23 protein-coding genes are annotated in these 22,770 nt (G+C 65.1%); 3 read left to right on the top strand and 20 right to left on the bottom strand.

What is annotated here, in order from left to right:
• Positions 1-2: 2 nt before the first annotated feature.
• The 10 genes from ACNHKD_RS10510 to ACNHKD_RS10465 form a co-directional block, all read right to left on the bottom strand.
• Positions 3-620 carry a hypothetical protein gene (locus tag ACNHKD_RS10510; protein WP_442753434.1) on the bottom strand — a complete coding sequence of 206 codons (618 nt, stop codon included), beginning with the start codon at positions 618-620 and terminating at the stop codon, positions 3-5.
• Between the two features lie 296 nt (positions 621-916).
• Positions 917-1,951, bottom strand: coding sequence for an aspartate-semialdehyde dehydrogenase (locus ACNHKD_RS10505; RefSeq protein ID WP_442753433.1), 1,035 nt, complete (start codon positions 1,949-1,951; stop codon positions 917-919).
• A 35-nt stretch (positions 1,952-1,986) separates the two neighbouring features.
• Positions 1,987-2,346, bottom strand: a complete 360-nt coding sequence (locus tag ACNHKD_RS10500; RefSeq protein WP_442753432.1) for a hypothetical protein — start codon at positions 2,344-2,346, stop codon at positions 1,987-1,989.
• Positions 2,347-2,507: 161 nt separating this feature from the next.
• A complete protein-coding gene (locus ACNHKD_RS10495) occupies positions 2,508-3,287 on the bottom strand; it encodes a succinate dehydrogenase iron-sulfur subunit (RefSeq protein WP_442753431.1) in 780 nt (259 codons plus the stop codon).
• A 3-nt stretch (positions 3,288-3,290) separates the two neighbouring features.
• The gene (locus ACNHKD_RS10490; protein ID WP_442753430.1) at positions 3,291-3,500 is read right to left on the bottom strand and encodes a hypothetical protein; all 210 of its coding nucleotides are present in this window, start codon (positions 3,498-3,500) and stop codon (positions 3,291-3,293) included.
• A 75-nt stretch (positions 3,501-3,575) separates the two neighbouring features.
• Positions 3,576-3,809: a FitA-like ribbon-helix-helix domain-containing protein gene (locus ACNHKD_RS10485; RefSeq protein WP_442753429.1), complete on the bottom strand. Its 234-nt coding sequence runs from the start codon at positions 3,807-3,809 to the stop codon at positions 3,576-3,578.
• Positions 3,810-3,880: 71 nt separating this feature from the next.
• A complete protein-coding gene (gene sdhA, locus ACNHKD_RS10480) occupies positions 3,881-5,713 on the bottom strand; it encodes a succinate dehydrogenase flavoprotein subunit (protein ID WP_442753428.1) in 1,833 nt (610 codons plus the stop codon).
• Positions 5,714-5,773: 60 nt separating this feature from the next.
• On the bottom strand, positions 5,774-6,169 hold the full coding sequence (gene sdhD / locus ACNHKD_RS10475) for a succinate dehydrogenase, hydrophobic membrane anchor protein (protein ID WP_442753427.1): 396 nt from the start codon (positions 6,167-6,169) through the stop codon (positions 5,774-5,776).
• Positions 6,170-6,183: 14 nt separating this feature from the next.
• Positions 6,184-6,591: a succinate dehydrogenase, cytochrome b556 subunit gene (sdhC, locus tag ACNHKD_RS10470; protein ID WP_442753426.1), complete on the bottom strand. Its 408-nt coding sequence runs from the start codon at positions 6,589-6,591 to the stop codon at positions 6,184-6,186.
• Between the two features lie 129 nt (positions 6,592-6,720).
• Positions 6,721-7,917 carry an MFS transporter gene (locus ACNHKD_RS10465; protein ID WP_442753425.1) on the bottom strand — a complete coding sequence of 399 codons (1,197 nt, stop codon included), beginning with the start codon at positions 7,915-7,917 and terminating at the stop codon, positions 6,721-6,723.
• 129 nt (positions 7,918-8,046) lie between these two features.
• Here ACNHKD_RS10465 and alr point away from each other — a divergent pair, with 129 nt between their 5' ends.
• A complete protein-coding gene (gene alr / locus ACNHKD_RS10460) occupies positions 8,047-9,192 on the top strand; it encodes an alanine racemase (protein WP_442753424.1) in 1,146 nt (381 codons plus the stop codon).
• Positions 9,193-9,199: 7 nt separating this feature from the next.
• Here alr and ACNHKD_RS10455 read toward each other — a convergent pair whose 3' ends face one another.
• The 3 genes from ACNHKD_RS10455 to infA form a co-directional block, all read right to left on the bottom strand.
• Complete coding sequence (locus tag ACNHKD_RS10455) at positions 9,200-9,901, bottom strand: MgtC/SapB family protein (protein WP_442753423.1); 702 nt, start codon at positions 9,899-9,901, stop codon at positions 9,200-9,202.
• A 133-nt stretch (positions 9,902-10,034) separates the two neighbouring features.
• Positions 10,035-10,673: a Maf-like protein gene (locus ACNHKD_RS10450; protein WP_442753422.1), complete on the bottom strand. Its 639-nt coding sequence runs from the start codon at positions 10,671-10,673 to the stop codon at positions 10,035-10,037.
• A gap of 24 nt (positions 10,674-10,697) precedes the next feature.
• A complete protein-coding gene (gene infA, locus ACNHKD_RS10445) occupies positions 10,698-10,916 on the bottom strand; it encodes a translation initiation factor IF-1 (RefSeq protein ID WP_016920926.1) in 219 nt (72 codons plus the stop codon).
• 496 nt (positions 10,917-11,412) lie between these two features.
• Here infA and ACNHKD_RS10440 point away from each other — a divergent pair, with 496 nt between their 5' ends.
• Positions 11,413-12,354, top strand: a complete 942-nt coding sequence (locus ACNHKD_RS10440; protein WP_442753421.1) for an IS110 family transposase — start codon at positions 11,413-11,415, stop codon at positions 12,352-12,354.
• 112 nt (positions 12,355-12,466) lie between these two features.
• Here the strand turns inward: ACNHKD_RS10440 and uvrB are convergent, their stop codons facing one another.
• Entirely contained in the window at positions 12,467-15,040 is a 2,574-nt protein-coding gene (gene uvrB, locus ACNHKD_RS10435) for an excinuclease ABC subunit UvrB (RefSeq protein WP_442753420.1), read from the bottom strand.
• A gap of 243 nt (positions 15,041-15,283) precedes the next feature.
• On the opposite strand from uvrB, the gene ACNHKD_RS10430 reads away from it, so the two are divergent.
• A complete protein-coding gene (locus ACNHKD_RS10430) occupies positions 15,284-15,571 on the top strand; it encodes a hypothetical protein (protein ID WP_442753419.1) in 288 nt (95 codons plus the stop codon).
• A gap of 45 nt (positions 15,572-15,616) precedes the next feature.
• Here ACNHKD_RS10430 and ppx read toward each other — a convergent pair whose 3' ends face one another.
• From ppx to ACNHKD_RS10400, 6 genes are all read right to left on the bottom strand, one after another.
• Entirely contained in the window at positions 15,617-17,149 is a 1,533-nt protein-coding gene (gene ppx / locus ACNHKD_RS10425; protein WP_442753418.1) for an exopolyphosphatase, read from the bottom strand.
• Positions 17,142-19,364 (bottom strand): RNA degradosome polyphosphate kinase, encoded by a 2,223-nt coding sequence (locus ACNHKD_RS10420; protein ID WP_442756884.1) that lies wholly within the window; start codon positions 19,362-19,364, stop codon positions 17,142-17,144. Before ACNHKD_RS10420 ends, ppx begins: the two co-directional genes overlap by 8 nt.
• 83 nt (positions 19,365-19,447) lie before the next feature.
• Positions 19,448-20,146 (bottom strand): hypothetical protein, encoded by a 699-nt coding sequence (locus tag ACNHKD_RS10415; protein ID WP_442753417.1) that lies wholly within the window; start codon positions 20,144-20,146, stop codon positions 19,448-19,450.
• 6 nt (positions 20,147-20,152) lie between these two features.
• Complete coding sequence (locus ACNHKD_RS10410) at positions 20,153-21,409, bottom strand: AI-2E family transporter (protein ID WP_442753416.1); 1,257 nt, start codon at positions 21,407-21,409, stop codon at positions 20,153-20,155.
• Between the two features lie 4 nt (positions 21,410-21,413).
• Positions 21,414-21,962: a CDP-alcohol phosphatidyltransferase family protein gene (locus ACNHKD_RS10405; protein WP_442753415.1), complete on the bottom strand. Its 549-nt coding sequence runs from the start codon at positions 21,960-21,962 to the stop codon at positions 21,414-21,416.
• A 28-nt stretch (positions 21,963-21,990) separates the two neighbouring features.
• Positions 21,991-22,749, bottom strand: coding sequence for an ABC transporter permease (locus ACNHKD_RS10400; RefSeq protein ID WP_442756883.1), 759 nt, complete (start codon positions 22,747-22,749; stop codon positions 21,991-21,993).
• Between the last annotated feature and the right edge of the window lie 21 nt (positions 22,750-22,770).

Raw genomic sequence — 22,770 nt, 5'->3', positions numbered from 1 at the left:
GATCAATCGCGGATGTTCGCCTGTATCGAAAAGATGTCATAGGGAGGGGCGTTCGCGCCATTGGCGTAGCCGAGCGCCTGCGCGTCCGGCGTTCCGTTCGAGGCAAGGCGGCGGCGGGTCAGCTTGCCGACCTCGCCCCCATAGATATGAATGGCGACCGCAAGCTTGTCGCCAGGCGGGCTCGAAAGCCCGAAGGCGCCGGCGCCGCCCGATCTGAAGGCCTGCACGGAGCCCGGCGGCAAAAACGCTTCGGCGCCGGGGGCGTCGAGCGGTCGTCGCTTTATGGCGCCTCTGAACACGCCCATGATTTCCCACAGATCGGGCTGGATCACCGCGAGCGCCGCACCGCCGGCAAGAACCGTGCTGGAGACGCAGAAGCGCTCCATGCCGTCAACGTAGACCTGGAACTGACAAGCTGCGCCGGATGTCAGATCGGAGAAGGCGGCGGGCAAACAGTCGCCGCCGGAAATGAGCCGCGCCATGAGATCGCGGCCGATCATCAGGATTTCGCGCTCGCCTTCCGCGAGCTCGACGATTGATTGAATGTCCCAGATAAATCTTCTGAGGGCCTCGGGGATCCGGCCTCTCGCCTTCTGCAATGTCTGAACGCCCGCGTTCATGGCTGTCCCGGTCTCCAGGCCGCATGGCGCGGCGGGCACGAGAGATGCAATCAGTGCGCCATTCGAGCGCCGAACGGCGCGGCTCTCGGCAAGGATGGAGGAGATGGCGGAAGCCAGGAGATCGCGCTCGTCCTGAGCGCGCCGGAGGGCGACGACCGCGCCGTTCGCCGGCCTCTCCAGATCACGTCGCCTTTGGGACGGAATCGCCTAAACGCAAATAAGGCGATCGATTCTGAAGGCTTGGAGCGCGCCATTTGCGAAAAGCCGGCGACCGCTTTTTCGCAGCGCGCTCTACCTCAGGCCGCCGCCTTTTTCGGCGTCAGGAGCTTGCGGTTCATCAGAACTTCCGCAATCTGCACGGCGTTGAGCGCCGCGCCCTTGCGGAGATTGTCGCTGACGCACCAGAGCACGAGACCGTTGTCGACGGTCGGGTCTTCGCGGATGCGCGAAACATAGGTCGCGTCCTCTCCCGCCGCCTCATGCGGCGTGATGTAGCCGCCCGGCTCGCGCTTGTCGATCACGAGCACGCCCGGCGCCTCACGTAAGATCTCGCGCGCCTCCTCGGCGGTGATCGGGTTCTCGAACTCAATGTTCACCGCTTCCGAATGCGAGATGAAGACCGGCACGCGCACGCAGGTCGCGACGAGCTTGATCTTCGGGTCGAGGATCTTCTTCGTCTCCGCGACCATCTTCCACTCTTCCTTGGTGAAGCCGTCTTCCATGAAGACGTCGATCTGCGGAATGAGGTTGAAGGCGATGCGCTTGGGAAACTTCTTCGCTTCCACCGGGTCGGACACGAAGACCGAGCGCGTCTGGGCGAAGAGTTCGTCCATCGCATCCTTTCCGGCGCCCGAGACCGACTGATAGGTCGAGACGACGACGCGCCTGATCTTCGCCTTGTCGTGCAACGGCTTAAGCGCCACCACAAGCTGCGCCGTGGAGCAGTTCGGGTTGGCGATGATGTTCTTCTTGGCGAAGCCCGCGATCGCGTTTGCGTTCACTTCCGGCACGATCAGCGGCACGTCGGCGTCGTAACGCCAGGCTGAGCTGTTGTCGATGACCACGCAGCCCTGCGCGCCAATTCTGGGCGACCATTCCTTCGACACGGTCCCGCCTGCGGACATCAGGCAGATGTCCGCGTCGGAGAAGTCGTAGGTATCCAGATGCCGACATTTCAACGTCTTGTCGCCGAAGGAGACTTCCGCGCCGATCGAGCGAGACGAGGCGAGCGGAACGACTTCCGACACGGGGAAGCGGCGCTCAGCCAAAATATCGAGCATCTCGCGGCCCACATTGCCTGTGGCGCCGACGATCGCGACCTTATACGCCATGAATTTTCTCCAGCCGGCGCCGCCGGCGTCTTCAACTAGAAAGCGAAGCCCGTTCCCATATTGCCGGACGGACTGACGGTGACCGGCGGCTTTGACGACGAAGTGCTGTCGTCTTGCTTGTCCTTGGGCTTGGGCGGAGCCTTGCCGGGCGACCAGCCTTCGAGTTCGCCGAACTGGCGGTTCGGGCCGTTGGGCGCGGCGGCCGGTCTGCCGGGCTGTTGAGTGGCTGAGTCCGCGCCTCTCTTGCTTTTGCCGCGTTTCGTCTGAACCGAGGAAGCGCCGCCCGTATCGAGCGCCTTGGGATCGAGCTGCAACTCCTGGGCGACGGCCCCGCCGCCGAAGGCGAGAGCCACGATGAGCAGAGAACCACGAAAACGACGCGCGCAAAGACGCATGGCCTTGTCTCCGAAAAATGAACGCGTCGTCCTAGCGCCGCGCGACGGCGGGATCAAGGCGCCACTTTATTGGTCGAGCCCTGTCACCCGCCTCCCCGTAAGGGGAGAGATCGGCTCGTGCCCGAGCATTCACCCGATTGCTCCGCGCTCAGGCCTTCCGGTCAGGCTTCCTGACGGGCGATCGCCATGTTTTTCAGCTCGGCGATGGCCTTGGCGGGCGAGAGGCCCTTGGGGCAGACCTTGGTGCAGTTCATGATCGTATGGCAGCGATAGAGGCGGAAAGTGTCGTCGACATAGCCCAGACGCTCCTCCGTCGCCTCGTCGCGTGAATCCTGCACCCAGCGATGCGCCTGCAAAAGCGCGGCAGGGCCCAGGAAGCGATCCGCGTTCCACCAATAGCTCGGGCATGCCGTCGAGCAGCAGGCGCAGAGAATGCACTCGTAAAGGCCGTCGAGCTTGGCGCGGTCCTCGGGCGACTGCAGCCGCTCTTTTTCGGGGTTCACGCCGGCATGCAGCCAGGGCTCGATCGCGGCGTGCTGCTCGTAGAAAATGGTGAGGTCGGGCACGAGGTCCTTCACCACGCCCATATGCGGCAGCGGGTAGAGCTTGATCGGCCCCTCGATCTCGTCCATGCCCTTGGTGCAGGCAAGCGTGTTCACGCCGTCGATATTCATCGAGCAGGAGCCGCAAATGCCCTCGCGGCAGGAACGGCGGAAGGTCAGCGTCGGATCGACCTTGTTCTTGATCCAGATGACGCCGTCGAGCACCATCGGCCCGCAATCGTCCAAATCGACGAAGAAAGTGTCGATGCGCGGATTGGCGTCGCTGTCGGGGTTGTAGCGATAGATGCGGTATTCACGCAGATTGACGGCGCCTTCCGGCTTCGGCCAGACCTTGCCTTCGCCGATGACGGAGTTTTTGGGAAGGGTGAATTCGACCATTGCTTAACCCTCGATCTCGTCACGCCGTTCTCGCGGCCTGCAATCTGCGAGAAGGACCATGCGACTTTTGTGACCGTTAACGACAGCCTTTTCCAGGAATTTGCGATCGTCGGTCACCAAAGTTGCGTCGTTCATAATCGCGCAGGCAAGATAGACGCAACCGGGAAAGGGGTGGCCAAGATCGAGAGCGATGTCGAAGAAGATCATCGGCATAGGCCAAGATCTCTCGCGCTTCCGGATGAAGCGCTTCGCCGACATACCATTTGACGGCGACGCTGGCGTCGATAATCACCACCGGTCACGAGCCTCTCGAATGATGGTCGTGCTGTCGGTTTGCTCCACGCCTTTCGGCGTCATAGCAGCAATACGGTCGATTTCTGCGAGGCGCGAGGCGCGATCGAAGACCGCTCTCTCCAGAATCGCCGCCGCCTCTTCCTCCACGGTTCGATGGTGGGTCGCCGCGAGTTCCTCTATTCGAGCGATCGCTTGTGGGCTGATGGTTCGGATGATGATCGCATTCATGACCCGCCCTCCTGGCTGGGCTATCCGGAAGCAACGCGCGAACCGGTTATTATTCTGGCCCGTCAGAGGCCTCAGTACACCCGCGCCTTCGGCTCGATATAGGCCACTTCGTTGGTCATCGTGTAGCTGTGCACCGGGCGGTAATCGATCGCGACCGTCTTCTTCTCGCGGTCGATCGACGCCAGCGTGTGCTTCATCCAGTTCGCATCATCGCGATTGGGGAAGTCCTCGCGCGCATGCGCGCCGCGCGATTCCTTGCGGTTGGCGGCGGACTCGATCGTCACCGCGGCCTGCACGATGAGATTTTCGAACTCCAGCGTCTCGACCAGGTCTGAGTTCCAGATCAGCGAGCGGTCCGAGACGTTCACGTCCGCCGCCTCCCGCCAGACCTCGTGCACGCCCGCGACGCCCTCGGCGAGCACCTCGCCCGTGCGGTAGACGGCGCAATGCGACTGCATGGTCCGCTGCATCTTGTCACGCAGGGTCGCCGTCGAGATCGAGCCATTGGCGTTGCGCGCGAAGTCAAGACGCGACAGCGGCAGTTCCGCCGAGTCGGCCGGCAATTCGGGCTGTGACTGGCCGGGCTTCACGACCTCGGCCGCGCGCAGGCCGGCGGCGCGGCCGAAGACCACGAGGTCGATGAGCGAATTGGAGCCGAGGCGGTTCGCGCCGTGCACAGAAACGCAGGCCGCTTCACCGATCGCCATCAGGCCCGGCACCACTGAATCGGGATCGCCGCCGACCTTGCGCAGCACTTCGCCGTGATAATTCGTGGGGATGCCGCCCATATTGTAATGCACGGTCGGCAGGATCGGGATCGGCTGGCGCGTGACGTCCACGCCCGCGAAAATCTTGGCGCTCTCGGAAATGCCCGGCAGGCGCTCATGCAGGATCGCCGGGTCGAGATGCTCCAGATGCAGATAGGCGTGGTCCTTGCGCTTGCCGACGCCCCTGCCCTCGCGGATCTCGACCGTGATCGCGCGAGACACCATGTCGCGCGGCGCGAGATCCTTCACGGAGGGCGCATAGCGTTCCATGAAGCGCTCGCCCTCGCTATTCGTGAGATAGCCGCCCTCGCCGCGCGCGCCCTCGGTGATGAGGCAGCCCGCGCCGTAAATACCGGTCGGGTGGAACTGCACGAACTCCATGTCCTGCAACGGCAGGCCGGCGCGCAGCACCATGCCGTTGCCGTCGCCCGTGCAGGTATGCGCGGAGGTCGCGGAGAGAAAAGCGCGGCCATAGCCGCCCGTCGCGAGCACGGTCAGCGCCGAACGAAAACGGTGAATCGTCCCGTCGTCGAGCTTGAGGGCGACAATGCCGCGGCAGGCGCCCGCGCTGTCCATGATGAGGTCGATCGCAAAATATTCGACGAAGAATTTCGTCTCATGCTTCAGCGCCTGGCCGTACATCGTATGCAGCATGGCGTGGCCGGTGCGGTCGGCGGCGGCGCAGGTGCGCTGCGCGGGCGGGCCCTTGCCGAAATCGGTCGTCATGCCGCCGAAGGGGCGCTGATAGATCTTGCCCTCGTTCGTGCGCGAGAAGGGCACGCCCCAATGTTCGAGCTCGTAGACGGCCTGCGGCGCGTTGCGGCACAGATATTCGATCGCGTCCTGGTCTCCGAGCCAGTCGGAGCCCTTGACGGTGTCGTACATATGCCACTTCCAGTCGTCCGGCCCCATATTGCCGAGCGCGGCGGCGACGCCGCCCTGGGCCGCGACCGTATGCGAACGGGTCGGGAAAACCTTGGTCACGCAGGCGACGCTCAGTCCCGCCTTGGCGCAGCCGACGACGGCGCGCAGGCCGGAGCCGCCGGCCCCGACGACCACCACGTCGAAAGTGTGATCGACGATCGGATAGGCCCGTCCGCCGATCGAAACGGATGAAGCAGCGCCATTCGCAACCATTCTCGCAGCCTTTGTTGTCGTCGTTCTTTCGCGGCTCATTGGCGCGCGACGCTTGTCGTCTTACTTGGGGGCGGCGATCAGCATGATCGCCAGCGTCCAGGCGGCGGCGATGGCGATCGACGCGATCCTGTTCCAGCGCAGCGCCTTCTCTCTCAGCGCTGCGTCGTGGACATAGTCCTCGATGATCTCGTTCATTCCCTGGCGGGCGTGGATCATGCCGACGACGGCGAAGGCGATGAGAATGAGCGCGGGTAAGGGACGGCCGATCTCGGCCCTCACCCCTTCAAGCGTCTTCCCGACGACGCCCGCGAGCCACCAGGCCGAGAGCGCGCCGAGCGGCGCGAGCGCATAGGACGAGATGCGCATGAAATGCGCGTGAGCGGAGCCCTCATGATCAGAGACATAGGCGGCGCCATGGCCGCTGCGCCCGCTCTTGAAGTGAGTCGGAATCGACATTCGACGCGTCTCCGTTAGCCCGCGATAGACTTGACGATCCATAGCAGAACGGTGAGGCCGATCCCGCCATAGAGCGACGCCTGAGCAAGAAGCTCCCTGCCATCCTTGTCCATATAAAGACCGCGATCCCAGAGCGCATGCCGAACGCCGCCCAGGAGGTGGTGGAAGATCGCCCAGGTGATCAGAAAGACGATCAGGCCGCCGACGACGCCCGAAGCCAGCCAGCCGGTGAGCGCATGAAGCCAGCCGCCGAATCCGGCGCCGAGCAGATAGAGCGCCATCAGCGCCATGCCGACATAGAGCCCGGCCCCGGTGATGCGATGGGCCATCGACATCGCCATGGTGAGCCACGGCTTGAAGATGGTCAGATGCGGCGACAGCGGGCGCCTTGCGGCGCGCTCGTCAGTTCCGGCGTTTGCCATGCTTGTCCCTCTCGCGCGCTTTTCGGAATGAGTCCGAAAAGGCTCCCTAAAGAGTGGATAATTCAAATGGTGCGGCGCCGCAACTAGGCCATTCTCCTTCGCGCGGCGAGACGCCCCGGCCGGCGTGCGTCACGGCCGGCGGATCAACAGCAACGCCAGTAGCGAAACCGTGGCGAAACCTCCGCCGGCGGCGAAGGTCGCCGAGGGGCCGTACGCGTCCCAGAGCGCTCCGGCGACCAAGCTCGCAAGGAGCAGCGCCAATCCGCCCGTCAGGTTGAAAACGCCGAAGGCCGTGCCACGGAGCCCGGCCGGGGCCGAGTCGGCGACGAGCGCAGCAAAGAGGCCTTGCGTCAACCCCATATGCAGCCCCCAAATCACGACGCCGACCCAGACGAGCGGCGGCGACTGCGCATAGGCGAGCGCCGCATCGGCGACGATCAGAATCGCGAGCCCGGCGACGAGGGGCGTGACGCGGTCGCCGCGATCGGAGAAAGCCCCCGCCGGGTAGGAGGCGCCGGCGTAGACGATATTCATCGCGACGAGCACCAGCGGCGCGAGAGCGTCCGGCAGGCCGACGGATTGCGCCTTGAGAATGAGGAACGCTTCGGAGAAGCGCGCCAGGCTGAAAGCCGCCGACACGGCGACAACGAGCCAGAACGCGCCGCCCAGTCTCCTGAGTTCGTCCCAATGGAGCGGAAAGCGCGCCGGACGCGCGGGGCGCGTCTCCTCCGGCTCGCGGACGCCGAAGGCGAGGACAGCGACGGCGAGAATCGCCGGAATGCAGGCGACCCAGAAGACGGCGGGGATATCGTCCACCGTGGCCCACATGACCAGCACGGCAACCGCAGGGCCAAGAAAGGCGCCGACCGTGTCGAGGGACTGGCGCAGGCCGAAGGCGGCGCCGCGCAGAGCCGGCGGCGTGACGTCGGCGACGAGCGCGTCGCGCGGCGCGCCGCGAATCCCCTTGCCCACCCGGTCGACGAATCGCGCCGCCGTCACCCATCCGACATTCGGCGCGAGCGGAAACATCGGCTTCGTCGCCGCCGCGAGGCCGTAGCCGAGAATGGCGAGAAGCTTGCGGCTTCCGAACCAGTCCGAGAGCGCGCCTGAAAAGATCTTCACAATCGACGCAGTGGCCTCCGCGACGCCCTCGATCACGCCCACCTGCGCCATGGACGCCCCCATGGTCGAGACGAGATAGATCGGCAGCAGCGCATGAATCATCTCCGAGGAGAAGTCCATCAGCAGCGAGACGAATCCCAGCGCCCAGACGCTGGACGGGATTTGCCGGAGGCGGCTGAAGCGGGCTGTCGTGTCGTCGGTCATGGTGAAACGCGCGGAGCTCCGTGGGTCGCGGCGCGGCTTTAGCACGGTTTCGACAAAGCGGCCGAATGGGCGTTGAAGATTGAACCTCGCCATTTCCCCGCCCCGTTTCGGGGTCTACACTGTCCTTCCATGGGAATCATTTCGCCCGCCGAGCGCCTGACGGTCCCGACTGACTTTTGCGAGCCGGTCGAGGCCGGGCTTCTGACGGTCGATCTTTCGGCGCTGGTCTCCAACTGGCGGAAGCTCGCGAGCCTTTCCGGCGGCGCCGAATGCGGGGCCGTGGTCAAGGCCGACGGCTATGGGCTTGGGCAGGCGGCGGTCATGCGGGCGCTCGCGGGCGCCGGCTGCAAGACCTTTTTCGTCGCCAATCTGCTGGAAGGCGAGACCGCGCGCGCCCTCGCGCCGGAGGCGACGATCTATGTGCTCGACGGCGTCGTTCCCGGCTGCGCGCCCCGACTCGCGGCGGCGGGATTGCGCCCCTGCATCGGCTCTTTCGCGGAACTCGAGGAATGGGCGGCGGCGGGCGCGACGCTCGGGCGCAAGCTCGAAGCGGCGCTCCATTTCGACACCGGCATGAACCGGCTCGGCTTCGCGCCGAGGATGGCGGCGGATGTCGTCGCGCGGGCGCGCGGGATCGCGCCGACGCTGGTCATGAGCCATTTCGTCAGCTCGCAACTGCCCGCCGATCCCATCAACGCCCGGCAGATCGCGGATTTTCTCCCGGTGCGCGCCCATTTCCCCGGCGTCCTTGCGTCGATGGCGAATTCTTCCGGCGTCTTCCTGCCCGAGAAGCCGTATTTCGACGTCGTGAGGCCGGGCTACGCGCTTTACGGCGGCAATCCGACGCCGGGCGCCCGCAATCCCATGCGCGCCGTGGCGCATATTTCGGCGCGGATTATTTCGGTGCGCGACCTGAGCCCGGGCGACACGGTGGGCTATGACGGCGTCTGGAAAGCCCCGCGCCCCTCGCGCGTGGCGACGATCGGGGCGGGCTATGCCGACGGCCTGCCCGTCTCCGCCACAGCCGCGCCGGAGAAACCCGCGGGCGAGGCCATCGTGGGCGGCGCGCGCTGCCCCTTCGTCGGCCGCGTGTCGATGGACTACGTCGTGCTCGACGTGACCGACGCGCCGAAGGGCGCGGCCGAGCGCGGGCAATGGGTGGAGCTGCTGGGCGAGTCGATCGACGTCGAGGCGCTGGCCGCGCGCGCACGCACGATCGGTTACGAAGTGCTCACGCGGCTTGGGCGGCGCTACGCGCGGCGATATGCGGGGTAGCCGGGCTCTAAGAAAAGCTCCGCCATCTGAGCCGGACGACGCCCTCCACACGCTCCAGTTCGTGGAAGAAATCGGGCGGCGCGGAATTGGAAGGGCGTCGAAGCTCGGTCACTTCGAACTCCATTCGGCGGCGCGCGCCAAGCCCCTCGCAAAGAATGCTGCTTCCTCGAATGGACATTCCCGCTTCTGTAAGGCGCCGTCGAATCTCCGCCTCGCCTGGACCGATTTGACTGAGTTCAACCGATAGATGAGCAATGTGCTCTTGCCGAAAAAGGTTTTCAAATCGCTTCACGCCCCAGAGCGCGAATAATCCAAGAACAGTGGCGGCTAGGCCCAGATATGTTTGGCCTCCGCCGAGAGCGAGACCGATTACCGTCGCGAGCCACAGGGTCGCCGCCGTGGTGACGCCCCGGATCATGTCGCTGCGGCGCAGAATCGCGCCCGCGCCTATGAACCCCACCCCTGTCAGAATGCCGAGCGGCAATCGCATAAGGTCATTCATTACAAAGGAATCGGATTGGCGCCCCGCTGTCGGCAACAGCAGATTGACCTGGATCATCGCGACGGACGCCGCCAGCCCGACGAGAAGAGTCGTGCTCATGCCCGCAGCCTTGCCATGCTGGCTTCTATTGAAGCCGAGCACGAGGCAGGCGATCACCGTCAGCCCCAGCCGCAGCGCGACTTCCGTCCAGGGGGGATTTAGAACCATTGGCATTGCATTTCCCGCCACCCAATTGGGATGGTCTTCGACTGCGCCAATATCGCGACGCCACAAATGTTGGGCGGTTGCTTGTCGAGCGGCGCTCTCCCCGCTCCCACGCGCAGAGAGAGCGGTTCAGCGCTCACGCCTTGGCGAACCAAGGCTGCAATACCGGGTACCCCTCCCCCGCGAGCAGCGACACGGTCTCGTAAAGCGGCAGTCCCACGACGGCTGTGTAGGAACCCACGAGCTTGACCACGAAGGCCCCGGCCAGCCCCTGGATGGCGTAGCCTCCGGCTTTCCCCCGCCATTCTCCGGAAGCGAGATAGGCGTCGATCTCCATGGAAGAGAGCCGCTTGAAGCGCAGCCGCGCCTCGACGAGGCGCTTGCGCTCGAAACCCCGCGGATTGACGAGGCTCACCGCCGTATAGACGCGATGCTGCCGGCCCGACAAAAGCTGGAGGCACTCCTCCGCCTCCTCGGTCGTCTCGGGCTTGGGCAGGCTGCGGCGCCCAACGGCCACGACCGTATCGGCGGCGATCAGATAGGACTGCCTTAGATCGTCATGCGCGGCGCGAACCCTGGCCGACGCTGCGGCTTTTTCGCTCGCGAGCCGAATCGCCAGCGCGCGGGGCGATTCGCCCTTTTGCGGGGTCTCGTCGATATCGGCGGGCAGCAACGCATCGGCCTCCAGGCCGGCCTGCTGCAGAAGGGCGAGACGGCGCGGCGACGCGGAAGCCAGGATGAGCTTCGCCTTGGGGGCGGCGGGTTCGGCTGTCACGAATAGCGGCTCCGCCGAAAGGAATTACCGGAAACGATAGGTGATGCGGCCCTTGGTGAGGTCGTAGGGCGTCATTTCGACCAACACCTTGTCGCCCTCGAGCACCCGGATGCGGTTCTTGCGCATCTTGCCGGCGGTGTGGGCGATGATCTCGTGGTCGTTCTCGAGCTTCACCCGGAACATCGCGCTGGGCAGCAGTTCGGTTACGATCCCGGGGAATTCGAGCAGTTCTTCCTTGGCCATGTGGTTCCTTGAGCAGCGCCCTCCGGCCGGGTCGGTCGGTCAGATAGCGCGGAAAAGCAAAAAGGCCGCATCGCCCGGCGCGGGCGGCGGAGTCGGCGCGGACCCTAATCGAGAATGGCGGATTTGTGAACTGCGGTTTTTCTCCTCCCAGGGCGATCGGGTGAACGACAATCTCGGCGGCTGGCCGCCAAATACCTCCCCTTTACGGGGAGGTCGGCGGTCGAAGACCGCCGGGTGGGGTTTGCGCCGCCACTATATTGGCGGGGCATTACCCCACCCGACCCCGCTTCGCGGGGCCACCCTTGTATCTGCCTATCAACGGATTTGTGAGATTCAAGCGACCTGCGTCGGGAGGGATGGCCATCCCTCCCGACGCGCGGCGATGTCGCCCGCCCACCCTTTGGCTACAACCGTCGGGGAGCCTGGGATCGTCGCCGCAGCTGCGCACGACCGAACAGTCGCTTGATTTGCAATCGCACGCACAAGGCAGGTTACCGTGGCAAAGATCATTTGTGGAGTTGACGTTTCCAAGGCGCGCCTCGACGTCTTCGTCGCTGGGCCCAACGTCGCCGCCGCCTTCGACAACACCGCCGAGGGCGTCGACGCGCTCGCCGGCTTCTGCCGAGAGCACGGCGTCGCGCTCGTCGCCATGGAGGCCACCGGCGGCCTCGAAAAGCTCGCCTTTCTCCTGCTCTGGAAAAGCGGCCTACCTTGCGCGCGCGTCAATCCCCGCCAGGTTCGCGACTTCGCCAAGGCGGCCGGCGCGCTGGAGAAGACCGACGCGATCGACGCCCGCCTCATCGCCGGCGCCGCCCGCGCCCTCAACATCGTCGAGACAAAGCCGCCCAGCGACGCCCAGCAGCGTCTCGAGGCGCTGACCACGCGTCTCTCGCAGATCGTCGCCGACCTCGTCACGCAAAAGCAGCGCCGCCATACGACAAGCGACGCTCTCGCGCGCGGCAGCATCGAGGCCGTCATCGCCTTCCTCGATGCGGAGGCCCGCCGCTTCGAGAAGGAGATCGCCGCCGAAATCGAAAAGGATCCGCTCTGGGCGCGCCTCGACGCCGCCCTGCGCAGCGTCAAGGGCGTCGCCGACCGCACTGTCGCCCGCCTCCTCGCCGAGCTCCCGGAGATCGGCGTCTATTCCAACAAGGCGATCGTCAAGCTCGCCGGCCTCGCCCCCATCGCCAACGACAGCGGCGCCCGCAGGGGCAATCGCCACATCCGCGGCGGACGCGCCCGCGTTCGCTCCATCCTCTTCCTCGTCGCCGGCATCGCAATGCGCTTCGACAAGAAGCTCAAGGCTTTCCACAACGCCCTCATCCAGAAGGGAAAACCCAAAATGGTCGCCCGAATCGCCCTCGCCCGAAAACTTCTCGTCATCCTCAACGCAAGAGCAAGAGAAGCCAGGGACGCTTTCCCTCCAGTCCATCCTTGACAGACCAGATAGTCGCTCCCCGTAAAGGGGAGGGATTTGCTCACGCCCAGCGTTCACCCGATCGCCCTGTTCCCCCTCCCTCTCCCCGCAAGCGGGGAGAGGTTCAACGTCGCTACTTCGGCTTCCCTTTCACCGTCCGCGTTCCCGGCTTTCCTCCGCTCGATCGCCCCGCCGGCCGCGCGGGCGGCATGCGCCCCACCGGCCGCGCTTCGCCGCCGCCGAAATTATGCGGGCCCATATCGGCGTCGGTCGGTTTCCGCGCGCGTGTCGAGAGCGCGCCCTCGGGCTCGTGGCCCTTGTGACGCGAAACCTCACGCGCCCGCTGGGCGCGCTCCAGTGGCGGAAGGTCGCCCAGCAGCTCCATTTTCTGCAGCCGCTGGATTTCGTCGCGCAGCCGCGCAGCCTCCTCGAAGGCGAGGTCGGCGGCGGCCTCCTTCATGCGCTTTTCAAGATCTGCGATCGTGGCCGCAAGATTATGGCCCGGCGCGATGTCGTAGCCCGTATCGACCGTCACGTGATCCTGCTCGGCCACCGAGCCGAGAATGTCGGCGATGCCGCGCTTGATCGAGGCCGGCGTGATGCCGTGCTCTTCATTATAGGCCATCTGCTTGGCGCGGCGCCGTTCCGTTTCGTCCATGGCGCGCTTCATCGAGCCGGTGATCTGATCGGCATACAAAATCACCCGGCCGTCGACATTGCGCGCCGCGCGGCCAATCGTCTGCACCAGCGAAGTCTCACTGCGCAGAAAGCCTTCCTTGTCAGCGTCGAGAATCGCCACCAGCCCGCACTCGGGAATGTCCAACCCCTCGCGAAGCAGGTTGATGCCGACCAGCGCATCGAAGGCGCCGAGGCGCAGGTCGCGAATGATCTCGATACGCTCCAGCGTATCGATGTCGCTGTGCATGTAGCGCACGCGCACGCCATTCTCGTGCAGATATTCGGTGAGGTCTTCAGCCATGCGCTTGGTCAGAACGGTAATGAGCGTGCGATAGCCAATGTCCGAGGTCGCGCGCACCTCGTCGAGAAGATCGTCCACCTGCGAGCGCGCCGGACGCACCTCGACCGGCGGGTCGATGAGGCCTGTGGGGCGAATGACCTGCTCCACGAAGACGCCGCCCGTCTGCTCCAGCTCCCAACTGCCGGGCGTGGCGGAGACGCTGACCGTCTGCGGCCGCATCGCGTCCCATTCCTCGAAGCGCAGCGGCCGGTTGTCCATGCAGGACGGCAGACGGAAGCCATATTCGGCGAGCGTCGCCTTGCGGCGGAAGTCGCCTTTGTACATTGCGCCGATCTGCGGGATGGAGACGTGGCTTTCGTCGGCGAAGACCAGCGCATTGTCGGGCAGATATTCAAAGAGCGTCGGCGGCGGTTCGCCCGGTTTGCGGCCGGTGAGATAGCGCGAATAATTCTCGATGCCGGCGCAGGAGCCGGTCGCCTCCATCATCTCCAGATCGAAGCGCGCGCGCTGTTCGAGCCTTTGCGCCTCGAGCAGACGCCCCGAGCGGTTCAATTCGTCGAGGCGCTGCTTCAGCTCCTCCTTGATCGCCTTGATCGACTGAAGCAGCGTCGGACGCGGCGTGACATAGTGCGAATTCGCATAGACCTTCACGAATTCGAGATCGACCGTCTTCTTGCCGGTCAGCGGGTCGAATTCGGAGATGGACTCCACCTCGTCGCCAAAGAAGGAAACGCGCCAGGCGCGGTCTTCATAGTGCGCGGGGAAGACGTCGACCGTATCGCCGCGCACGCGGAATGTTCCGCGCGTAAAATCCGCCTGCACGCGGCGGTATTGCAACGCCACGAGGTCCGTCACCAATTGCCGCTGCTCCAGCTTCTCGCCAAGCTGCACCGAGAAGGTCATGGCGGTATAGGTTTCGACCGAGCCGATGCCGTAGATGCAGGAGACCGATGCGACGATGATGACGTCGTCGCGCTCCAGCAGCGCGCGCGTCGCGGCGTGGCGCATGCGGTCGATCTGCTCGTTCACGCTCGACTCTTTCTCGATGTAGGTGTCGGAGCGCGGCACATAGGCCTCGGGCTGATAATAGTCGTAATAAGAGACGAAATATTCGACGGCGTTGTTGGGGAAGAAGCTCTTGAACTCGCCGTAAAGCTGCGCCGCCAGCGTCTTGTTCGGGGCGAGAATCAGCGCCGGCCTTTGCGTCGCGGCGATGACGCTCGCCATGGTGAAGGTCTTTCCCGAGCCGGTGACGCCCAGCAGCACCTGATCGCGCTCATCGGCCTGAATGCCCTTCACCAGCTCCGCGATCGCCGCCGGCTGGTCGCCCTTGGGCGTATAGTCGGAGACGAGATCAAAGCTGACGCCGCCCTCCGATTTTTCCGGCCGCTCCGGCCGGTGCGGGACCCAGGGCTTCTTGTCGCGCAGGTTCGGATCGCCGAGGCGCAGAAGCTGCGCCAGCGAATCCGCCGTCGCCTCCACTCCCCCCCCTTGCGGCGGCAGGTCGCCCAGCACCCACTTCTGAACCTCCGCGTCGCCGAGCGGATCGGACGGGTCGTAGGCCGCCTGCCCCGCATCCTCGAAACCAGGCGCGAGCGCGGGGTTCAGCAATTGCGCGAGATGCGGCGCAAGCGGCGCCAGCTCGGGCTTCGACGCCTTGGCGCGCGTGGGCCGCGCAGGGTCTTTCTTCGGAGCGTCTTTCTTGGGCTTTTCGGGGGACTTCGCCATGGCGGCAATATGGGGGGCGATGGCGGCGGAGGGAAGCAGGAGATTTGGGGGCGAAGCCGAGCGCAATTACCCCCTGTCCACAGCAGCCGAGATTTCGGCGCCGCCGAGAAGTCGGGCATGCGCGCCGCCATGGCCCAGGCGCCGCGTCGCAACAACGAAAGCCTAACGCTCGGCAGGCAGGGCCTTTGCATTTCTGTCACAGATGGCGCAGACTTGGCCTCTCGCCGAGGGAGATTCACGCTTATGGACAGCAAGTCGGGCCTGACCACGCTTTTCGTCGATGCGCTCGCCTTGAGCGTTACGGCCAATGCGGTCATCGCCATGCGGCTGACCAAGATGGCCTTCGGCGCGGTCGATCCCAAGCGCGAGAGCAGCCTGATGGTGGCGGAGAAGATCGACGCAGCGGCGGAGGCGTCTTTCGCGGCCGCACGGGCGATCGTCGCCGGCGAGGGGCATCACGCCGCCGGGCGCGCGGTGGCCGTCTATAAGCGGCGCGTCGAACGGAACCTGCGTCGACTGGCGGGCGGCTAAGCCCAAAAGCCAGATCTCTGATTGCTCACATGAGGGGAAAGCGCACTAACCTTCGATCCGGATCTGCGCATCGACGCCCACCAGCCGGCCGACGGCCTTGAGGCGGTTGAGCACGCGGTCGCTCGCGAGATCGGCGTAATCGGCGGGAAGCGACAAGACGAGAATGCCGCCGCGAACGAGCAGGCTCGTGCGTGGCAGGATCCCAGGCATGGATGCCGCAAGCACATAGGCCGCGCGCATGGCGGCGCCGAGCAGGCGCGCCCGCACGAAAAGGCGCGTCGTCAGCAGGCCGCGCACCGCGCCCATCCCCTCGCCGCCCTCCGGCCCTTCGTGGCGCATGACGATGGCGAGCGAAAGAAAGGCGCGCCCCGGATGATCGACCGAGACGAAAGGACCGTGCGTGACGATATTCAGCGCACGCTGCGAGCGATATTCCGGATGCGCGCGCCACGCGATGTCGGAAAGGAGGCAAGCCGCGTGGCGCAGGCGTTTCTCCTCGGGCGTCTCGTCGATCTCGGTCGACGCCAGGAAAGCGTCCGTCCAGACGATCAGTTCGTCGCCATAGCCTGGCGCCCGAGAAAAAAGCGTCTCCAGCTCGCGCGAGGCGGCGAGCAGCGGGTCCACCTTCCGCTCGGCCTCGGACAGGCGCTCGAACAGAAGGCCCTCGCGCACGCCGGCGGCGGAGATCACGATCTCGCGCGGCTTGGCGCGGCGGATGATCTCGTCCAGCACGATCGCGCCATAGGCGAGCAGCGGCCGGCGCGCGGCGGAAACGCTCTCTATATCCTCGATCGCCGCGCTGTCGACATGCTCCACAAGCGCCGCGAAATCTGCGGCCTCGTTGGTCTGGATGCGGTAATTGTGCATCACGCCCAGCGGATAATTGCGCTGACGCATATGAAGCTTGGCGAGCGAGCGCCAGGTGCCGCCCACGGCGTAGAAGGTGCGCCCCTTTAGATGTTCCAGCGGATTGGCGCCGGCGATCGCCTTGCGGGCGATGCGCGTCGCCTCGCGTGGGGATTTTTTGGAGGCGTCCATCAGCGCGAGGCCGCCGAGCGGCAGCGTCACGCCTTTGCCGAGCTGGTCGCCCTTCACGTCGATGAGCTCGAGCGAGCCGCCGCCGAGGTCGCCGACGACGCCATTGGGCTCATGCACGGCCGAGACGACCCCGAGCGCCGACAGCTCCGCCTCGCGTTTGCCCGACAGAAGAACAATGTCGCGTCCGATGGCGGCGCGCGCGGCGTCGAGAAAAGCCTGGCCGTTCTCCGCGTCGCGCGCGGCGGCCGTGGCGATCACCTCTATGTCGAGCACGCCCATGGTTTCGCATAAAGCGCGATAGCGCTTGAGCGCTTTGAGCGCCTTCTCGACGCCGTCCGTCGGCAACCGCCCCGTCGTCACGACGCCTTTGCCGAGGCCGCACATGGCCTTCTCGTTGAAGATGGGCGTGGGCGCGCGGGAGAGTCCCTGATAAGCGACGAGACGCACGGAGTTGGAGCCGATGTCGACGATGGCGACGGGCCTGGCCGAACTCGGCGCCGGCTGTTCGACCCGCTGCGGACGCAGGAACCGTTTAAGCATCTTGCTTGCGTTTCAACAGAGAGCGCGGGCGCCAGTCCTTGAGCGACTTGCCCCGACCCGAAAGGCTCGGATGCGTCATGAAATATTTGTGCGCATTGAAGTGCTCCTCGCCCTCGGCGGGGGCGATGCGCTGCGAAGACCCGTCCGGAAGCACGCGATAGCTCTGCTCATTGTCAATGAGATTCGCCATCATGATCTGGTCGAGCAATTGCTGATGCACCGTCGGATTGATGATGGGCAAGAGCGTTTCGACGCGGCGGTCGAGATTGCGCGGCATGAGATCGGCGGACGAAATGTAGACATGCGCGCGCGGATGCGGGAGCGTATGCCCGCCGCCAAAAGCATAGACGCGCGCGTGTTCGAGGAAGCGCCCGACGATCGACTTCACGCGAATGTTTTCTGAAAGTCCCGGCACGCCCGGCCGCAGGCAGCAAATGCCGCGCACGACGCAATCGATCTGCACGCCGGCCTTCGAGGCCACATAGAAGGCGTCGATGATCTCGGGATCGACGAGCGCGTTGCATTTCACCCAGATTGAGCCGGGCTTGCCCGCCTTCACGAATTCGATCTCCTGCTCGATATGTTCGAGCAGCCTTTTCTTCAGCGAGATCGGCGACACCGCCATGCGTTCGAGCCCCGCGGGCTCGGCGTAGCCGGTGATATAATTGAAGATGCGCGACACGTCGCGGCCAATCACCGGATCGGCCGTGAAGACCGAAATATCCGTGTAGATGCGCGCGGTCACGGGATGATAATTGCCCGTGCCGATATGGCAGTACGTGGCGAGACCGGAGCCTTCCCGGCGCACGACCATGGACAGCTTGCCATGCGTCTTGAGCTCGATGAAGCCGAAGACGACCTGCGCGCCGGCGCGCTCCAGATCGCGCGCCCAGCGAATATTGGCCTCTTCGTCGAAGCGCGCCTTCAGCTCGACGAGCGCCGTCACGGACTTGCCCGCCTCCGCCGCTTCGACCAGCGCGCGCACGATGGGGCTGTTGTTCGAGGTGCGATAAAGCGTCTGCTTGATGGCGATGACGTTCGGGTCGCGCGCGGCCTGTTGCAGGAACTGCACGACCACGTCGAAGGACTCATAGGGGTGATGAACCGCGAGGTCCTTCTGCTTGATGGCGAGGAAACAGTCGCCGCCATTGTCGCGCACGCGTTCGGGGAAGCGCGGATTATAGGGCTTGAACTTCAAATCCGGCCGTTCGAGCGCCACCAGCTCGGAGAGATCATTGAGGGCGAGCATCCCCTCGATCTGGAAGATTTCACTATGATCGACTTCGAGCTCCTCAGCGACGAGCGCGCGCAAACTGTCGGGCATGTCGGACGCGACTTCAAGACGGATGACGGAGCCGCGACGCCGGCGCTTCAACGCGGTTTCGAAGAAGAGCACGAGATCTTCCGCTTCTTCCTCGACTTCGAGATCGCTGTCGCGGATGACGCGGAAGAGCCCCTGCCCGCGCAGCAAATAGCCGGGAAAGAGGCGCTGCGCGTTCATGGCGATCAGCGTTTCGAGCAGCATGAAGCGCTCACGCGTCCCGCCGGGATTGGGCAGTTGCACGAAGCGCTCGATCTTGGGCGGCAGGCGCACGAGCGCCTGAAGGGTCTTGCGGTCGCCGGGGCGCACCAGCTCCAGCGCCAGCGTGAAACCGAGATTCGGGATGAAAGGAAAAGGATGAGCCGGATCCACCGCGAGCGGCGTCAGGACGGGGAAGATCTTGTTAAGGAAGTGATCCTCGAGCCACTCGCGGTCGGCCTTGGAAAGGTCTCCGGGCTCAACGATGACGATGCCGACTTCCTGGATGTCGCGGCGCAGCTCCCGCCAGCGACGCAGCTGTTCGTTGGTGAGAAGCACCACGCGTTCGTTGATCTTGGCGAGCTGCTCGGACGGGGTCAGCCCGTCCTGCGAGACCGCGGTCAGCCCCGAGCGAATCTGCCCGCGCAGCCCAGCGACGCGCACCATGAAGAATTCGTCAAGATTGTTCGCGGAGATCGAGAGGAACCGCAATTGCTCAAGCAGCGGATGGTTCTTGTTGGAAGCTTCCTCCAGAACGCGGCGATTGAACTCGAGCCAGGAAAGTTCGCGATTGATGAAGCGTCGCGGCGAAATCGCCAATTCGTCCGGATGCTCCAGAATTTCGTCCGCCGGGTCCATCACCTCGATCGCGACGGCGTCGATCTGCATCGCGCCGCGTTCGGTCTTCGCTCGCATATTGGCCGTCGTCATGCCGTCTTCCCGTTTTGCAACATCATGCCACAATGCGTCGGCGGAGGCAGAGAGAAAACGCCCGCCGGTTAATCTTCCGCGACGGACCCGGACGCCGCGAAACGCTCCATGACCTGCGCCGCCAAGGCGCGCGTGACCGGGCGCCGCCGTATGAGCGCCTCCCGGTCCAGGGCCGCGACAAAAGCGCGCGCGGCGTCGAGCGAGCGTTCGAGTCGCAGGGCCGCATAGGCCAATGCGGGCGCCTCGACGCGGAGTTGCCGGTCGCGGAACAGCTTGTCCAGCACCGCCAACATGAGATCGTCGTCCGGCGCGCCGATCTCCATCACAGGCGCGCGACGCAGGCGTGACAGAAGGTCCGGCAGCCGCACCTCGACGGCGGTCGGCTGTTTTCTGGCCGTCATGAGCACGAAGACCCGGTGCTCCACGGCGAAATTCAACAGGTGAAAAAGCGCCGTCTCGTCCAAAAGGCCGTCCAGGTCGTCGATGGCGACGGCTCCGGGCGCGGCGGCGTTGAGCGCGTCGAGCGACGGCAGATTGGCTCCGTCGATGCGCAAGGCCGAGGCCCGGTCGGCGAAAATCGAGAGCAGATGGCTCTTGCCGCTTCCCGGCGGCCCGATCAGCAGCAGGATTCGGTCATGCCAATCGGGCCAGCGCTCGACCATGGCCAGCGCCGCCTCATTGGACGGAGCCGCAAGGAAATCGCCGCGCCCCAAACGCGGCTCCAACGGCAGCTCCAGCGGCAACTGCGCCGGTTTCCCCTCCCCCATGCCGGCTCACGCCCGGTCGCGCGCATAGGGCGACTCGCGATAGAGCGCGCTCGCGCGATAGCGGTGGGCGAGGAAGCGCATGAGGGCGCCGAGCGCTGCGGCCGCCGGCACGGCGACGATGAGCCCGGTAAAGCCGAAGAGCGCGCCAAAAGCGAGAAGCGCGAACATGATCCACACCGGGTGCAGGCCGACCGAGGCGCCGACGAGGCGCGGCGACAGCACATAGCCGTCCATCACCAGGCCCGTCGACACGATGGCGATGGCCTCCACCGGCAGGTTGATATGCGGCCAGGCCTGCACGATGGCGATGATGATGGAAAGGACGAAGGCCGTGATCGAGCCGACATAGGGGATGAAGCTGAGGAAGCCCGCAATCACGCCGATCAGGAAGCCGAAATTGAGGCCGATGGCCGACAGGCCGACGGCGTACCAGACGCCCAGAAACAGACAGACAAGGGACTGCCCGCGCACGAAGCCCGCAAGCGCGCGGTCGATATCGCGCGCCAGCATCCGTACGTCCTCGCGATGGCGCGGCGGAACCAGGTCGTCGATGATCTCCACCATATGGTCCCAGTCGAGCAACATGTAGAAGGCTACGACCGGCGTGATGACAATGAGCGAAATCACGTTGATAAGCGCATAGCCGCGCCAGACGAGCGATTTCAGGAAATCGCCGGCGAGCGCGGCGCCCTGGCTGGCGAGATCGTTGAAATATTTCTCGACGTCGAGATTGAGGCTCGCTCCGGCGCCGCCAAGACCGTATTTCTCAAGGAACTCCTTGAGATACTCGCTGGTGAAATGGGCGCTCCATTCCGTCACGAGGCCGTGCAGCGTCTGCAGGTAGCCTGGCAGAGCGGTCAGAAAGCCCGCGAGCTGGTGAGTCAGGATCGGGAGCAGGATGACCAGCCCCGTCACTACGACGGCGAGGAAAAGCGACAGCAGGATCAGCGCCGCGCCGAGACGCGAGCAGCCGAGCTTTTGCAACCGGTCGGCCACGGGATCGAGCAGATAGCCGAGCGCCGTGCCCGCGACGAAGGGCGCGAGAACCGGGCTCAGAACGTAGAGGATCCCCGTCAGCACGAAGAGCGTGATCCCCCACAGCGCCAGTTGGCGCTCAAGGCTCAGCCCCGCCCATTTCACGGCGACGACCTGCACCGGCTCGGATTCCTGGACGTCGGCCGGCGTGACCACGGCCGAAGACAAATTTGCGGGCTTACGCGCCCCCTGCGCGCGGGGGGACGCCGGCAGCTTCTGCTTCGCCATATGCTCAAGGCCTCATATGCTGGACCCAGAGCCACAGATAGACGCTTGCGGAAGTCACGGTCAATGCGGCGACGCCGCCCGCGAGAAGGCTTTCCAGAGCTTCGAGCCGGAAGCCGTACGCCTCGCCGGCCAGCGCGAATCCGGCAAGTCCGAGCTGGGCGGCGGTTGTGATTTTCGAGGAAATGTGCGGCCTGACCTTGACGGGCCGCGCGAGAAACCACGCGACGAGAACGCCGCCGACGATCAGCGCGTCCCGGGAAACGACGAGGATCGTCAGCCAGGGAGGCAAAATCCCGGCGCTGGCGAGCAGGACATAGATCGAGATGATCAGCGCCTTGTCCGCCAGCGGATCGAGCACCGCGCCGAGTTCGGACTGCAAATGGTAGGTTTTGGCGAGCCAGCCGTCGAGCGCGTCCGAGACGCCCGCGACGAGGAAGACGAGGAAGGCCGCGCCCCAACGTCCGTCGATCCCCATGCCGATGACGGCCGGCGTCAGCACCAGTCTTCCAATCGTGATGAGATTTGGGAGAGACGCGAACCAGCGGGAGGCCATGACGCCTATGTGGCGCGTCGCAGGCCTTTCACAATCCCCGACGCTTGCCAGCCAGCATGACCAGCGCGGAGCTCCCCAGCGCCAGCGCGACAAGGCCGAGCAGCAGGGTCGAGATGGCGTTGATCTGCGGCGAGACGCCGAGCCGCACCTGTGAATAAATTCGCATCGGCAACGTCGTGGCGCCCGGTCCAGTTGCGAAGCTCGCAATGACGAGATCGTCGAGCGACAGCGTGAAAGCGAGCAGAAAGGCGCTCGCCATGGCCGGCGCGATCTGCGGCAGCGCGACGAGGACGAAAGCCTGGCGCGGCGTCGCGCCCAGATCCATCGCAGCTTCCTCCAGCGCGGGATCGCAGCCGCGCAACGCCGCGAGAAGCGCGATCGTGGTGAAGCACATTGTGAGGGTCACATGGCCGATGACGAGAGTCGCGAAGCCGCGGCCGATCCCGAGCGCCACGAAGCAGGACAGGAGCGCAAGGCCCAGCACCACCTCGGGCAGAACCAGCGGCGCGTGAACGGCGCCGAAAAACAGCATGCGCGAGCGAAAGGCGCCGAAGCGGGCGAGCGCGATCGCCGCGAGGAGGCCGAGAAAAGTCGCGATCGTGGCCGAGATCGCGGCCGCAGCCAGGCTGATCTTCGCCGAAGCCATCAGCAGCTCGTTTTCGAAGAGCGCGGCGTACCACTTGGTCGAGAAGCCGCCCCAGACCGAAACGAGGCGCGACGCGTTGAAGCTCATCGCCGCGAGAATGACGATGGGCGCGTAAAGGAAGACGAAGCCCGCGACGAGCATGGCGATGCGCGCGGCATTGGA

This window comes from Methylocystis sp. JAN1 (genome assembly GCF_052186135.1).
GTDB lineage: Bacteria > Pseudomonadota > Alphaproteobacteria > Rhizobiales > Beijerinckiaceae > Methylocystis.
Note: the sequence above shows the minus strand (reverse complement) of the source record. Positions and strands in the feature narration are given on the sequence as shown.